Below are 14674 nucleotides of genomic sequence, written 5' to 3' on the forward strand. Positions count from 1 at the left end.
TACAGTTGATCTGAAGTCCGTCTGACACTACGAGGTGCACCATTTTTACCCGAGTCGCTAATTTTTGCCGTAAGGTGCTAAGCCGTGAGGAGCGCGAGGCAGAAGCCGCCGTCGAACCAACGCCTATGACGGTGATCCCGCGTGAGCAGCATGCTATTTCCCGCAAAGATATCAGTGAAAACGCCCTCAAGGTCATGTACCGCCTCAACAAGGCGGGCTACGAGTCCTGGCTGGTCGGCGGCGGCGTCCGCGACCTGCTGCTTGGCAAAAAGCCAAAAGATTTTGACGTCACGACCAACGCCACGCCGGATCAGGTACGCAAGCTGTTCCGCAACTGCCGTCTGGTTGGGCGCCGTTTCCGCCTCGCGCACGTCATGTTCGGGCCGGAAATTATTGAGGTCGCTACCTTCCGTGGCCATCACGAAGGACACACTACCGATCGCGTCACCTCCCAGCGGGGCCAGAACGGCATGCTGCTGCGTGATAATATCTTCGGCTCGATCGAAGAGGACGCCCAGCGTCGCGACTTCACCATCAACAGCCTCTATTACAGCGTGGCGGACTTTACCGTTCGCGACTACGTCGGCGGCATGAAGGATCTGCAGGACGGCGTGATCCGCCTGATCGGCAATCCGGAAACCCGCTATCGCGAGGATCCGGTACGCATGCTGCGCGCGGTGCGCTTCGCCGCCAAGCTGGATATGACCATCAGTCCGGAAACGGCCGAACCGCTGCCGCGGCTGGCCGCCCTGCTCCACGACGTGCCGCCGGCGCGCCTGTTCGAAGAAGTGCTCAAGCTGCTGCAGGCCGGGCATGGCTATCAGACCTACCTGCTGCTGCGGGAATACAACCTGTTCCAGCCGCTGTTCCCGAGCATCACCCGCTACTTTACCGAGCGCGGCGATAGCCCGATGGAGCGGATCATCAACCAGGTGCTGAAGAACACCGATACCCGCATTCGTAACGACATGCGCGTCAATCCGGCCTTCCTGTTCGCAGTGATGTTCTGGTATCCGCTGCTGGAGACGGCGCAGAAAATCGCCCAAGAGAGCGGTCTGGCATACTATGACGCCTTCGCCCTGGCGATGAACGACGTACTGGACGAAGCCTGCCGTACGCTGGCGATCCCTAAGCGCATCACCACCCTGATCCGCGATATCTGGCAGCTGCAGCTGCGCATGTCCCGTCGCCAGGGCAAACGCGCCTGGAAGCTGATGGAGCATCCGAAATTCCGCGCCGCCTACGATCTGCTGGAGCTACGCGCTGGCGCTGAAAACAACGGCGAACTGCAGCGTCTGACCAAATGGTGGGGCGAATTCCAGGTCGCCGCGCCGCCGGCGCAAAAAGATATGCTCAACGACCTCGGGGACGATCCGGCGCCGCGCCGTCGCCACCGCCGTCCGCGCAAGCGCGCGCCACGCCAGGGTAACGCATGACCCTGGCCTATATCGCCCTCGGCAGTAACCTCGCTTCGCCACTGGCGCAGGTGCAGGCGGCTATCCACGCCCTGGGCGAAATTCCGCACAGCCGCGTGGTGAACGTCTCTTCGTTCTACCGCACGCCGCCGCTGGGCCCGCAGGATCAGCCAGACTATCTCAACGCCGCCGTCGCGCTGGAAACCACGCTGTCCCCTGAGGCGCTGCTCGATCACACCCAGCGCATTGAGCTGCAGCAGGGTCGGGTGCGCAAAGCCGAACGCTGGGGGCCGCGCACCCTCGATCTCGACATTATGCTGTTTGGCGATGCGGTCATTAACAGCGAGCGCCTGACCGTTCCGCACTACGATATGAGAAACCGCGGCTTTATGCTCTGGCCGCTGTTCGAGATCGCCCCGGACCTCCACTTTCCTGACGGCATGGCGCTGCGCGCCGTGCTGGATGATCTCGGCGCGGCAAAGCCCGCTATCTGGTAATTCCCTCTCCTTTTTTAGCATTTGCGGCGATCGTCGTAATCGGTTGCCCAAAATCATTGCCCCTCTGAATGCTGCTGTTAGAATGCCGGTTAATATGACTTTCATCATCAGGAAATGTTATGAAACCGACCACCATTGCCCTGCTGCAGAAATGCAAACAGGAAAAGAAGCGCTTTGCCACCATTACCGCCTACGACCATAGCTTCGCGAAGCTGTTCGCCGATGAAGGCATTAATGTGCTGCTGGTGGGCGACTCGCTGGGAATGACGGTGCAGGGTCACGACTCCACCCTGCCGGTCACCGTAGAAGATATCGCCTATCACACCCGCGCCGTCCGCCGCGGCGCGCCGAACAGCCTGCTGCTCGCCGACCTGCCGTTTATGGCCTACGCCACGCCGGAGCAGGCCTTCGAAAATGCCGCCGTCGTGATGCGCGCTGGCGCCAATATGGTCAAACTCGAAGGCGGCGCCTGGCTGGCCGAGACCGTGAAGATGCTGGCGGAACGCGCGGTGCCGGTTTGCGGCCATCTCGGCCTGACGCCGCAGTCGGTGAACGTCTTCGGTGGCTATAAAGTGCAGGGACGCGGCGATGCGGCGCAGACCCTGTTTGAAGACGCGTTAGCGCTGGAAGCGGCAGGCGCGCAACTGCTGGTGCTGGAGTGCGTCCCGGTCGCCCTGGCGAAACGCATCACCGAAGCCCTGACCATTCCGGTGATCGGCATCGGCGCGGGCAACGTCACCGATGGGCAGATCCTGGTGATGCATGACGCTTTCGGCATTACCGGCGGCCACATTCCGAAATTTGCCAAGAATTTCCTTGCCGAGGCGGGCGACATCCGCGCCGCGGTGCGGCAGTATATTGCCGAAGTTGAATCCGGGGTCTATCCGGGCGAAGAACACAGTTTCCATTAAGGAGTCTTGTTGTGCTGATTATAGAATCCGTGCTGCTGCTGCGTCAGCATATCCGCCGTCTGCGTCAGGAAGGCAAGCGTATCGCGCTGGTCCCGACGATGGGCAACCTGCATGATGGTCATATGAAGCTGGTTGATGAAGCCAAAGCCAGCGCGGACGTGGTGGTGGTCAGTATTTTCGTCAATCCGATGCAGTTTGACCGCGCCGATGACCTGGCGCGCTACCCGCGCACCCTACAGGATGATTGTGAAAAGCTGAACAAGCGTCATGTCGATTTTGTCTTCGCGCCGACGCCGGCGGAAGTCTACCCGCAGGGCACCGAAGGCCAGACCTACGTCGACGTCCCCGGCCTGTCCACCATGCTGGAAGGCGCCAGCCGCCCGGGCCATTTCCGCGGCGTATCGACCATCGTCAGTAAGCTGTTTAACCTGGTTCAGCCTGACGTCGCTTGCTTTGGCGAGAAAGACTTCCAGCAGCTGGCGCTGATCCGCAAGATGGTTGCCGACATGGGCTACGATATCGATATTATCGGCGTGCCGATCGTCCGCGCGAAGGATGGCCTGGCGCTAAGCTCGCGTAACGGCTACCTGACAGCCGACCAGCGCAAAATCGCTCCCGGCCTGTATAAAGTGCTGAGCGCGGTGGCGGAAAAACTGGCCGCCGGCGACCGTCAGCTCGACGAGATCATCGCTATCGCCGAACAGGAGCTGAACGAGAAAGGTTTCCGCGCCGACGACATTCAGATCCGCGATGCCGACACCCTGCTTGAACTGACCGACGCCAGCCAGCGCGCGGTGATCCTGATGGCCGCCTGGCTCGGTCAGGCCCGCCTGATCGACAACCAGATCGTCACGCTCGGTCAGTAGACAGCGGGTAAAAATCGGGCAATACTTGCCCGGGCTTTTCTCAGGGCGGACGTCGTGTCCGCTCTGCTACATTAAGGTTATAGGGTAGAAGTTATGATGCGTAATATGCTGCAGGGCAAGCTCCACCGCGTAAAAGTGACGCAGGCTGACCTGCACTATGAAGGTTCCTGCGCCATTGACCAGGACTTCCTGGATGCGGCCGGTATTCTGGAGAATGAAACCATTCACCTCTGGAACGTCACCAACGGCAACCGTTTCTCCACCTACGCCATTGCCGCCGAACGGGGCTCCAGAATCATCTCCGTTAACGGCGCCGCCGCGCACTGCGCCAGCGTCGGCGATATCCTGATCATCGCCAGCTTCGTCACCATGTCTGACGAAGAGGCGCGCCGCTGGCAGCCCAACATCGCCTACTTCGAAGGCGACAACGAAATGAAGCGCCAGGCAAAAGCGATTCCGGTGCAGGTCGCCTGATGACCACGGCGCCGCGCTCAGGCGCAGCGCCGAAGTTTACCCCTGCGGCTGGTTACTGATCAGCCGCGACATCGTCTCCAGCGAATCCGTGCGTAAGATATATAACCGCTTTAGCAGAAACGGATTGTCCCCCGGCTTCACCTTCCCACGCACCGTCGTCACCGCCATATGAAACCCGGCGTCATTCGCCGCCTGCACCGCCGTGGCGTTATAGCCGCCGAAGGGATAGGAAAGGTAGAGGACATGTGGATTAAACTGGCTCAGCGCCCGGCGCGAGCGGGCAAAATCAAACAGAATATTATGGTAGTTGCGGCTGAATAAGATCGGCCGCCGGCTGGCGTCCACCCGGTGGAGAAAGTGGGTATGCGACTGAATGTCAAAGACGTCCTGGATCTGCCGGAGCTCAGAAATGCTCATGAACTGCAGCGATTTCGGATCCCATTGCTGCGGATGACGCTTAATACGCGATGAAATAATAAAGGCGGTGGCGTGGAAGCCATACTGTTTCAGCACCGGATAGGCGTAGCGATTTACCGATTTCAAGCCGTCATCGAAGGTGATGGCGACTGCCCGGGCCGGAAGGTTGATTTTATTGCGCACGTAGCCTTCCAGCTGATAGAGGGTCAGCGTGGTATAACCCTGATCCCGCAGCCAGGTCATCTGGTTATTAAAGGCGCGTACCGAGGTGGTGGTCGAGGTATGGCGGAAACGGGTGTTCTCTTCGTCACGCAGAATATGGTGATAGGTCAGCACGGGGATCCCGTTATCCTCCTGCGCATCCAGACTGCTGACCCACGCCAGCCGGTCGCCAATGCGGATCTGAAACCAGGTCTGATTGAGCCGGTCCTTCAGCTTGCTGAGGATCGGATAGCGCAGATTATTGGCCAGCGTGCCGAACGGCGCGCTGCTCACAGAGGGAGCGTCATAGAGCGGCGTATCTTTCCAGGTGAGTAAATTCTGGTTACTCAGCGGCTTATTGAGATCCCCAAGACGGTCCTCCACCCGCTGCTTACCCTGCACTGGCTCCAGATGGCCCTTGTCAATAAACCCGGTGCCGAAGCCGAAGCGAAACTCATAGTAATCAGCCGCCGTCGGGACAACCGCGAGGATTTGCCCGGCACGCACATTGCCGACGCTGACCACATGGTTCCCCACCTGCGCCCAGATAACCGCGTCTTCGGTGGTTTGCATATAGCGCACAGGCTTGCCCTGCTGGCTAAGCAGACTGGCGGAGGCGCTGAGTGAGGTCAGTAAAAGAAGCAGAGTAAAAAATCGGGCAAGCATGCGCATCAAACCGGTAAACCATCAACGGCGGTTATTGTAACAAAAGCGGCATCTGTCCCGCTGCTTAATTTCCAAAGGTATCATGACGCAACCGGAACGGGGGGTTCTTCTGCTGCTGATGCCACAGGCTGCTCACCATCGGACCGCCCGCGCTGACGATAGCCTGGCGAAACGCCTCGCTGCTTAACGTATTCCGCAGCAGATACATTCGCTCAAGTAATGAATAGCTGACGCCGGAGATCACTTCGCAGTGGGTATGTTTGTGGCTCATCAGCGCCGCGGCCCGATAAGGCGCCGCGCCGGTTCTGTCGGTAAGGAAAATGACCCCGTCCCCGGAGTCGGTGGCATGCAGCGCATCGCACATCATCCGGCTCAACATATTGCTGCTGAGATTGCGCCAGTAATTGACCGCCCGGCACTGGGCCAGTGGACCAAATTTTTGTTCAAGACGATCCAGCATCTCCTGCGCCAGCTCATCGTGGCAGGTAATGACCCAACCAAGCATGCTTCCCTCCTTAGCCAGCCAACAATGTAGCAAGGGGAAGATGGCGTATCGGTGATGGCGGTCAAAGATAAGCGGTTAGCGCTTCGTGTATTGGCGTCCGGAAGCGCTAACCGTGATGAGTATCAGCTACGCAGGCCGCGGCCGCGCTGGATTAACGACCAGCAGAGGAGATAGAAGGCGACGATGAAGACCACCAGCACCGCAAAGGTGGTCACCAGCGGCACATCGTTGATACCGAGGAAGCCGAAGCGGAAACCGCTGATCATGTAGACGATGGGGTTCAGATGCGACAGCCCCTGCCAGAACGGCGGCAGCAGGGTCAGCGAGTAGAACACCCCGCCGAGATAGGTCAGCGGCGTCAGCACAAAGGTCGGGATCAGGCTGATGTCATCGAAGGTCTTGGCAAACACCGCGTTCAGCAGCCCGGCCAGCGAGAACAGCACCGCGGTAAGGAGCAGCGTCAGGGCGACAAACAGCCAGGAGTGAACCTGGAACGGCACAAAGAACAGCGACACCGCGGTCACCAGGATGCCCACGCACAGCCCGCGCGCCACCCCGCCGCCCACATAGCCGGCGATAATCACGTGCGTCGGCACCGGTGCCACCAGCAGCTCCTCAATGTTGCGCTGAAACTTGGCGCTGAAGAACGACGAGGCGACGTTGGCGTAAGCGTTGGTGATCACCGCCATCATGATCAGGCCCGGCACGATAAACTGCATATAGGTAAAGCCATGCATCTCGCCGATGCGCGAGCCGATCAGGTTGCCGAAAATCACGAAGTACAGGGTCATGGTGATCACCGGCGGCACCAGCGTCTGCACCCAGATGCGCATAAAACGGTGGATCTCTTTGGTCCAGATGCTTTTCAGCGCGACCCAATAAAGCTGCATCATGCTGACTCTCCTTTTCGCTCATGCACCAGGGTGACAAACAGCTCTTCCAGACGGTTGGCTTTGTTACGCATACTCAGTACCTGCACCCCCTGGGCGCTCAGCTGCGCGAAGACGCTGTTAATCCCCTGCTCGCGCAGGACCTCCACTTCCAGCGTCGAGGTATCGACCAGCTGATACTGGTAGCCCTCGAGCTTCGGCACCGGGCTTTTTGGCGCGAGGTCGAGAATAAAGGTCTCTGACTTCAGCTTCGACAGCAGCGCTTTCATCGAGGTGTTTTCCACCAGGGTACCGTGCTGGATGATGCCGATGTTGCGGCACAACATTTCGGCCTCTTCGAGATAGTGGGTGGTCAGAATAATGGTAGTTCCGCGATCGTTGAGATCCTTGAGGAAGCCCCACATCGAGCGGCGGAGTTCGATATCGACGCCGGCGGTCGGCTCGTCGAGGATCAGCAGCTTCGGCTCATGCATCAACGCGCGAGCGATCATCAGGCGGCGCTTCATCCCGCCGGAGAGCATCCGCGCGCGTTCGCTGCGTTTTTCCCACAGATCGAGCTGTTTTAAGTACTTTTCGCTGCGGGCGATGGCTTCTTTACGCTCAACGCCGTAGTAGCCCGCCTGGTTAACGACGATCTGCTGCACGGTCTCGAACGGGTTAAAGTTAAACTCCTGCGGCACCAGGCCAAGCTGGCGCTTGGCGTTGACGACATCTTTCTCCAGATCGTAGCCAAAGACATTGACCTGACCGGAGGTTTTGTTCACCAGCGAGCTGATGATGCCGATCGTCGTGGATTTTCCCGCCCCGTTCGGGCCCAGCAGGGCATAGAAATCCCCCGCTTCAACCTGCAGGTCGATTCCCCGCAGTGCCTGAACCCCGCCGGGGTAGGTTTTTTTGAGCTGTTTTAATTCCAGAGCAATGGTCATTAAATATCTCTTCTCGTGTCATGACACGTCATTAACCCGCCTGACTGACGTTTGCGCTGTACTGTCGCGGCCAGCGCATCTGCAGCCTGAAGTATCACGGGTTAAGATGGTTTTAAAAAAGGTGAGCTTACCCTATATTAGCGCAACGCACTTACTTGGTTACAGGCCGATAACGTCCATGAATGATATAGATACACTCATCAGCAACAATGCACTATGGTCAAAAATGCTGGTGGAAGAGGACCCCGGCTTTTTTGAGAAACTGTCGCAAACGCAGAAACCGCGCTTCCTGTGGATTGGCTGTTCTGACAGCCGCGTTCCCGCTGAGCGACTCACCGGCCTGGAGCCAGGCGAACTGTTTGTGCATCGTAACGTGGCGAATCTGGTGATCCACACCGACCTCAATTGCCTGTCGGTGGTGCAGTATGCCGTCGATGTCCTTGAAGTTGAGCACATCATTATCTGCGGCCACTACGGCTGCGGCGGCGTGCAGGCGGCGGTGGAGAACCCAGAGCTGGGGCTCATCGACAACTGGCTGCTGCATATCCGCGATATCTGGTTTAAACACAGCTCGCTGCTGGGGGAAATGCCGGAGGAGCGCCGTCTGGATACCCTTTGTGAACTGAACGTGATGGAGCAGGTATACAACCTGGGACATTCGACAATTATGCAATCGGCGTGGAAGCGCGGACAGAAAGTCACCATCCACGGCTGGGCATACGGCATTCACGACGGACTGCTGCGCGATCTGGATGTCACCGCCGTGAGCCGGGAAACCCTCGAACAGCGCTATCGCCACGGGATCTCCAACCTCAAGATCAAGCACATCAACCACAAATAGCCTTCAGACTTAGCCACTCAGGCGCGCGCGGCGCGCGCCTGAGTGGAATATCCCCTTACTCGTCCAGCAGGGTGACTTTGCCGATATACGGCAGATGGCGGTAGCGCTGAGCGTAGTCAATACCGTAGCCCACCACGAACTCGTCCGGAATGGCGAAACCGACGAACTCAACCGGGACATTCACTTCGCGGCGGCTTGGTTTATCCAGCAGCGTACAAATGGCCAGCGACTTCGGCTCGCGCAGGCTGAGGATCTCACGCACTTTAGACAGGGTATTGCCGGAGTCGATGATGTCTTCCACGATCAGTACGTCTTTACCACGGATGTCTTCGTCCAGATCTTTGAGGATTTTCACATCACGGGTGGTGGACATGCCGCTGCCGTAGCTCGAGGCGGTCATAAAATCGACTTCATGCGGCACCTGCACTTCACGGCACAGGTCGGCCATGAACATAAACGAGCCGCGCAGCAGCCCCACCAGCACCATTTCGCTGCCGCTGTCCTGATAGTGTTCGTTGATTTGACGACCCAGTTCCGCGATGCGCGCTTTGATCTCGGATTCCGGGATCATCACTTCTACAGTATGTTTCATAAGACTAACCATTTGATTCTAAATATAAATCATCAAATCCGCTGCTTTCGCCCCGACGATGACCGGCAAGCCATCCAGTATACCAGCAAAAAGAAATCTGCGGTGCAGGGATTAATAAAGCCATATTTGTGATTCCGATCACACTTGTTAAATCCTATAATTAATTGCAGTTAAAAAATTAACAAACACATGAGTAACTTTCTATGGCTGAAACAAAGTCTCAACAATCAAGGCTCCTGGTGACGCTGACTGCGCTATTTGCAGCGTTCTGCGGCCTCTATCTTTTAATCGGCGGAGCATGGCTGGTCGTGCTTGGCGGCTCCTGGTACTACCCCATCGCCGGTCTGGTGATGCTTGGCGTGACCGTGATGCTGCTGCGCGGCAAGCGCGCTGCGCTGTGGCTGTACGCCGCACTGCTGCTGGCGACCATGATCTGGGGCGTCTGGGAAGTCGGCTTCGACTTCTGGGCGCTGACGCCGCGTAGCGACATCCTCGTCTTCTTTGGTATCTGGCTGATCCTGCCTTTTGTCTGGCGTCGTCTGCCGGTGCCTTCCGCTGGCGCCGTAGGCGCGCTGGTCGTCGCCCTGCTGATCAGCGGCGGCATGCTGACCTGGGCTGGTTTTAACGACCCGCAGGAGATCAACGGCACCCTGAGCGCCGACGCCACCCCGGCCGCGCCGATCTCCAACGTTGCCGACGGCGACTGGCCGGCCTATGGCCGCAACCAGGAAGGTCAGCGCTTCTCCCCGCTGAAGCAGATTAATGCCGACAACGTGAAGAACCTGAAGGAAGCCTGGGTGTTCCGCACCGGCGACCTGAAACAGCCGAACGATCCGGGTGAAATCACTAACGAAGTGACACCGATTAAAGTCGGCGACACGCTCTTCCTGTGTACCGCCCATCAGCGCCTGTTCGCGCTTGACGCCGCCACCGGTAAAGAGAAGTGGCATTTTGACCCGCAACTGAACGCCGACCCGTCATTCCAGCACGTCACCTGCCGCGGTGTCTCGTATCACGAAGCGAAAGCGGATAACGCCCCTGCTGACGTCGTGGCCGACTGTCCGCGCCGCATTATCCTGCCGGTGAACGATGGTCGCCTGTTCGCAGTAAACGCCGACAACGGTAAGCTGTGCGAAACCTTTGCCAACAAAGGTATTCTCAACCTGCAGACCAACATGCCAGTGACCACGCCGGGCATGTATGAACCCACTTCCCCGCCGATTATCACCGATAAGACCATCGTGATTGCCGGCGCAGTCACCGATAACTTCTCTACCCGTGAGCCGTCAGGCGTGATCCGCGGTTTTGATGTGAATACCGGGAAACTGCTGTGGGCCTTCGATCCAGGCGCGAAAGATCCGAACGCCATCCCAAGCGATGAGCATCACTTCACGCTCAACTCACCGAACTCCTGGGCGCCTGCCGCCTACGACGCCAAACTGGATCTGGTCTATCTGCCGATGGGCGTGACCACTCCGGATATCTGGGGCGGCAACCGCACGCCGGAGCAAGAGCGCTATGCCAGCTCGATTGTCGCGCTGAACGCCACCACCGGTAAACTGGCCTGGAGCTACCAGACCGTCCACCACGACCTGTGGGATATGGACATGCCTTCTCAGCCGACGCTGGCTGACATTGAAGTCAATGGCAAAACCGTGCCGGTCATCTATGCTCCGGCGAAAACCGGCAACATCTTCGTGCTGGATCGTCGTAACGGCGAGCTGGTGGTCCCGGCCCCGGAAAAACCGGTCCCGCAGGGCGCCGCCAAAGGCGATTATGTGGCCAAAACTCAGCCCTTCTCCGATCTGAGCTTCCGTCCGAAGAAAGATCTGACCGGCGCGGACATGTGGGGCGCCACCATGTTCGACCAGCTGGTGTGCCGCGTGATTTTCCACCAGATGCGCTATGAAGGTATCTTTACCCCGCCGTCTGAGCAGGGCACCCTCGTCTTCCCGGGTAACCTGGGGATGTTTGAATGGGGCGGCATCTCCGTCGATCCGAACCGTCAGGTGGCTATCGCCAACCCAATGGCGCTGCCGTTCGTCTCTAAACTGATCCCACGCGGCCCGGGCAACCCAATGGAACCGCCGAAAGATGCGAAAGGCTCAGGCACCGAGTCCGGCGTGCAGCCGCAGTACGGAGTCCCTTACGGCGTCACCCTGAACCCGTTCCTGTCGCCGTTCGGCCTGCCGTGCAAACAGCCGGCATGGGGCTATATCTCCGCGCTGGATCTGAAAACCAACGAAGTGGTATGGAAAAAACGTATCGGTACTCCGCAGGATAGCCTGCCGTTCCCGATGCCGGTTAAACTGCCGTTCACCATGGGTATGCCGATGCTGGGTGGGCCGATCTCCACGGCGGGTAACGTCCTGTTCATCGGCGCGACCGCGGATAACTACCTGCGCGCGTACAATATGAGCAATGGTGAGAAACTGTGGGAAGCCCGTCTGCCAGCCGGCGGCCAGGCGACTCCGATGACTTACGAAGTGAATGGCAAACAGTATGTTGTCATCTCTGCCGGCGGTCACGGCTCGTTTGGTACAAAAATGGGCGATTATATCGTCGCCTATGCGCTCCCGGATGAGGCGAAATAAAACGCAAAACGGCAACGAAAGTTGCCGTTTTTTTTGTCTTTATCCCCTATTTCCACGCGCCAGGGCTATACCGCCCTAAACCGTGAATCCCAACATCATCCCGGTGTCTTCATGTTCCAGCAGGTGGCAGTGGGCCATATAGGCAAACTCCTTCGGCGCCGGATGATCAAACTTCACTAATACTTCACTCACGTCCCCTTCCACACGAACGGTGTCTTTCCAGCCGCTACGATGCGCCGCTGGCGGCTTGCCGTTTTCGCTAAGGATGCGGAACTGGGTGCCGTGAATGTGGAACGGATGTAGCATCATGTCGCCCTTGCCGGAGATGACCCAGCGTTCATACTCTCCTCTGGCGGCGGCAAACATCGGCACATTCATGTCGAAGGCTTTGCCGTTGATGCGGTTGGCGTTATGGAAATCAAACCCCTTAGCCGACGACATACCATGATTCATGCCGGACCCGTGGTTCATGTTGCTCATGTCGCCGTGGTGCATACTCCCCATGTCGCCCATCCCGCCGTGCCCCATCATGCCGTGATCCATTCCGGCCATCGCCTGATCGCCATATTTCTCCATCAGCGCCTGCATGCCCATCCTGTCAAGCATCGGATCCATCGACAGCTGGAGCTGACGCTGCGTCAGCCCCGTCAGGGACGGTAGCGCCGGCAGAGCGGCCAGGGTATCCAGCAGCTTACCGGAGGCAGGAATAACCAGCGGCTGGACGCGCAGTACCGGCTGTGGTTTATCGAAAGGCGCAATGGCCATGCCCATCTGGCTCACCGGCAGGGTCACCAGATCAAAAGGTTTACCGTCGCTGGTGTCCACCAGCACCTCAAAACGCTCCCCCATCAAGACCGGCAGTTCATTGACCTTCACCGGCTCCGCCAGCAGACCGCCGTCGCTGGCCACCACGTACAGCGGGCGCTTATCACTGGTCGCAAAATTGAGGGAACGGGCATTACAGCCGTTCAGCAAGCGCAGACGTAGCCAGCCGCGCGGGGCGGCATGTTCAGGATAGAGAGCGCCATTGGTCAACAGCGTATCGCCAAACCAGCCGACGGCGGCGCTCATGACATCCAGCTGATAATCAATTTCGCCAGCGGCGGTAAACTTCTTGTCCTGTACGATAACCGGTACATCATCGATTCCCCACTGCTTCGGCAACAGCAGGCGTCCGCTCTCTTCATCCTCGATCAGCACCAGCCCCGCCAGCCCCATCGCCACCTGCCGACCGGTGGTCCCGTGCTGATGCGGGTGAAACCAGCAGGTGGCCGCCCGTTGCGTTGGCGTGAAGCTCACCGTCCGAGTGGAGCCCGGGGCGATAACCCCCTGCGGTCCCCCGTCGACCTCGCCCGGGACCTCCAGACCATGCCAGTGCAGCGTGGTCTCTTCTGCCAGCTGGTTAGTAATGTCCACCGTGATGGTCTTCCCCTGCGTCAGCTGCAGCGCGGGCCCCAGCAGCGAGCCGTTATACCCCCATGTGGTGGCGTTCATCCCGCCAAATTGCGTTTTGCCCGCCTGGATGGTCAGCGCGATACGGTTGCGCGCATCGGCCGTCAACAGCGACGGTACCGGCAGGGCCGGGCGACTGGCTGCAAAGACCGCACGGCTCCAAAGCGGTAACGCGCTGGCCATGCTGACCGCGGCGGTCAGTTTGAGGAAGTCTCGACGTTGCATATTCACATCCTTTTATTCTGCGGGCGAATATTTGAGCTTAAACCCTACCGTAACGGGAAGGTCAAGCAGAAGAGTGAGAATAAAGATCGGCGCTGTGTAAAGAAGTATGCTAATTTGAAGCGTCGGTGATCTAACGGTAGAAAAAATGAAGACGCTTTTCAGAACAATGGTACTCGGCAGCCTGCTTACTCTCTCCGCCAACAGCTACGCGCTCAGCGAATCCGAAGCGGAAGACATGGCTGATTTAACCGCGGTTTTTGTGTTTCTGAAAAATGACTGTGGCTACCAGAACCTGCCCAACACACAGATCCGGCGCGCTCTGGTGTTCTTTGCCCAACAGAACCAGTGGGACCTGAGCAACTACGACAGCTACAACATGAAAGCGCTTGGCGAAGACAGCTATCGCGATCTCAGCGGCATTAACCTTCCGACGGCGAAAAAATGTAAAGCGCTGGCCCGCGATTCACTTAGCCTGCTGGCTTACGTCAAATAATTTCCCGCGCGGGCGGCAACGCGCCGCGCTTTTCCCCTCCTCACCCGCCTCTAATATTTACCATTATTATTTTATATAAAATAAACCTTATATATATCGCAATACATCAATCCAATAAATAAATTAAACCCGTACTAACAGCCTTTCCAGAAAAAAACAATAAAATATCCCTGGCGATATATTGCAAAATAAAAATCACCCTTTTAGAATCCGTTGAAAATATATCTACTTCATGGACTGAAATTGTGAATATCTCGCTGACTCTTCGTATTATTCCACTCGCCGCTATGTTATTAGCCGGCTGTAGCAATACCGCCTCTCGCCAGCAGGTAAAACCGCTCACCACTCCGCTAACGTCACAGCAGCAGGCAGAGCAGGAGCGCGCGGCTAGCGAACAAGCGCGCATTGAATCCTGCCGACAGGCGCTGGACTCGCTAAAAGAGGTTAACCCACAGCAGGCAACCAAACTCAGCAATGACTTCAACGCCTTAGTGCGTGCGGCATCACAATACAACAGCGTGCGCGAGAAAGTGGCGGATCCCACCCGGCTTGGCATTGACTCCATGTATCAGTTTAAATCCATCAAACTATGCGCCGATATCCAGAAAACGCTGATCGATAGCCTGGTACAGCGGGGTGAAAGCAAACAGCCATGAACAGAGCCGCCACGCTGACCCTCAACGCGCCCCTGCTGATGCTCGTCGCGGCG

Annotated in this window: 16 protein-coding genes; 9 read left to right on the forward strand and 7 right to left on the reverse strand. The window is 58.0% G+C overall.

Annotated features, from left to right (window positions below):
- Positions 1–41: 41 nt before the first annotated feature.
- The 5 genes from pcnB (at position 42) to panD (ending at position 4163) form a co-directional block, all read left to right on the forward strand.
- Entirely contained in the window at positions 42–1436 is a 1395-nt protein-coding gene (gene pcnB, locus ACQUTI_RS15900) for a polynucleotide adenylyltransferase PcnB (RefSeq protein ID WP_114465191.1), read from the forward strand.
- On the forward strand, positions 1433–1912 hold the full coding sequence (gene folK, locus ACQUTI_RS15905; protein ID WP_023319748.1) for a 2-amino-4-hydroxy-6-hydroxymethyldihydropteridine diphosphokinase: 480 nt from the start codon (positions 1433–1435) through the stop codon (positions 1910–1912). Before pcnB ends, folK begins: the two co-directional genes overlap by 4 nt.
- Before the next feature lie 119 nt (positions 1913–2031).
- A complete protein-coding gene (panB, locus tag ACQUTI_RS15910) occupies positions 2032–2823 on the forward strand; it encodes a 3-methyl-2-oxobutanoate hydroxymethyltransferase (protein ID WP_004204400.1) in 792 nt (263 codons plus the stop codon).
- An 11-nt stretch (positions 2824–2834) separates the two neighbouring features.
- Positions 2835–3689: a pantoate--beta-alanine ligase gene (panC, locus tag ACQUTI_RS15915; RefSeq protein ID WP_004204399.1), complete on the forward strand. Its 855-nt coding sequence runs from the start codon at positions 2835–2837 to the stop codon at positions 3687–3689.
- A gap of 93 nt (positions 3690–3782) precedes the next feature.
- Entirely contained in the window at positions 3783–4163 is a 381-nt protein-coding gene (panD, locus tag ACQUTI_RS15920) for an aspartate 1-decarboxylase (RefSeq protein WP_004204397.1), read from the forward strand.
- Positions 4164–4199: 36 nt separating this feature from the next.
- Here the strand turns inward: panD and ACQUTI_RS15925 are convergent, their stop codons facing one another.
- From ACQUTI_RS15925 to ACQUTI_RS15940, 4 genes are all read right to left on the reverse strand, one after another.
- Complete coding sequence (locus ACQUTI_RS15925; protein WP_017901163.1) at positions 4200–5453, reverse strand: polysaccharide deacetylase family protein; 1254 nt, start codon at positions 5451–5453, stop codon at positions 4200–4202.
- A 58-nt stretch (positions 5454–5511) separates the two neighbouring features.
- Positions 5512–5952: a PTS sugar transporter subunit IIA gene (locus tag ACQUTI_RS15930; RefSeq protein WP_004204391.1), complete on the reverse strand. Its 441-nt coding sequence runs from the start codon at positions 5950–5952 to the stop codon at positions 5512–5514.
- A 122-nt stretch (positions 5953–6074) separates the two neighbouring features.
- Positions 6075–6845 carry an ABC transporter permease gene (locus ACQUTI_RS15935; protein ID WP_004204389.1) on the reverse strand — a complete coding sequence of 257 codons (771 nt, stop codon included), beginning with the start codon at positions 6843–6845 and terminating at the stop codon, positions 6075–6077.
- Complete coding sequence (locus ACQUTI_RS15940; RefSeq protein WP_004204387.1) at positions 6842–7768, reverse strand: ABC transporter ATP-binding protein; 927 nt, start codon at positions 7766–7768, stop codon at positions 6842–6844. Before ACQUTI_RS15940 ends, ACQUTI_RS15935 begins: the two co-directional genes overlap by 4 nt.
- A gap of 178 nt (positions 7769–7946) precedes the next feature.
- On the opposite strand from ACQUTI_RS15940, the gene can reads away from it, so the two are divergent.
- Complete coding sequence (gene can, locus ACQUTI_RS15945) at positions 7947–8609, forward strand: carbonate dehydratase (RefSeq protein WP_004204385.1); 663 nt, start codon at positions 7947–7949, stop codon at positions 8607–8609.
- Between the two features lie 55 nt (positions 8610–8664).
- Here the strand turns inward: can and hpt are convergent, their stop codons facing one another.
- Together hpt and ACQUTI_RS15955 are read right to left on the reverse strand one after the other, a co-directional pair.
- Positions 8665–9201, reverse strand: coding sequence for a hypoxanthine phosphoribosyltransferase (gene hpt, locus ACQUTI_RS15950; RefSeq protein ID WP_004204384.1), 537 nt, complete (start codon positions 9199–9201; stop codon positions 8665–8667).
- 4 nt (positions 9202–9205) lie between these two features.
- Positions 9206–9325 carry a hypothetical protein gene (locus ACQUTI_RS15955; protein ID WP_032426021.1) on the reverse strand — a complete coding sequence of 40 codons (120 nt, stop codon included), beginning with the start codon at positions 9323–9325 and terminating at the stop codon, positions 9206–9208.
- Between the two features lie 79 nt (positions 9326–9404).
- On the opposite strand from ACQUTI_RS15955, the gene ACQUTI_RS15960 reads away from it, so the two are divergent.
- A complete protein-coding gene (locus ACQUTI_RS15960) occupies positions 9405–11795 on the forward strand; it encodes a glucose/quinate/shikimate family membrane-bound PQQ-dependent dehydrogenase (RefSeq protein ID WP_023319745.1) in 2391 nt (796 codons plus the stop codon).
- A 75-nt stretch (positions 11796–11870) separates the two neighbouring features.
- Here ACQUTI_RS15960 and cueO read toward each other — a convergent pair whose 3' ends face one another.
- Positions 11871–13472 carry a multicopper oxidase CueO gene (gene cueO, locus ACQUTI_RS15965; RefSeq protein ID WP_049116607.1) on the reverse strand — a complete coding sequence of 534 codons (1602 nt, stop codon included), beginning with the start codon at positions 13470–13472 and terminating at the stop codon, positions 11871–11873.
- A gap of 145 nt (positions 13473–13617) precedes the next feature.
- Here cueO and ACQUTI_RS15970 point away from each other — a divergent pair, with 145 nt between their 5' ends.
- Together ACQUTI_RS15970 and ACQUTI_RS15975 are read left to right on the forward strand one after the other, a co-directional pair.
- Positions 13618–13965, forward strand: coding sequence for a YacC family pilotin-like protein (locus ACQUTI_RS15970; RefSeq protein ID WP_004204381.1), 348 nt, complete (start codon positions 13618–13620; stop codon positions 13963–13965).
- A gap of 245 nt (positions 13966–14210) precedes the next feature.
- A complete protein-coding gene (locus ACQUTI_RS15975) occupies positions 14211–14621 on the forward strand; it encodes a hypothetical protein (RefSeq protein WP_004204380.1) in 411 nt (136 codons plus the stop codon).
- The last annotated feature ends 53 nt before the right edge of the window (positions 14622–14674 follow it).

This window comes from Klebsiella sp. 7-CIP_Kleb. (genome assembly GCF_050378655.1).
GTDB lineage: Bacteria > Pseudomonadota > Gammaproteobacteria > Enterobacterales > Enterobacteriaceae > Klebsiella > Klebsiella quasipneumoniae.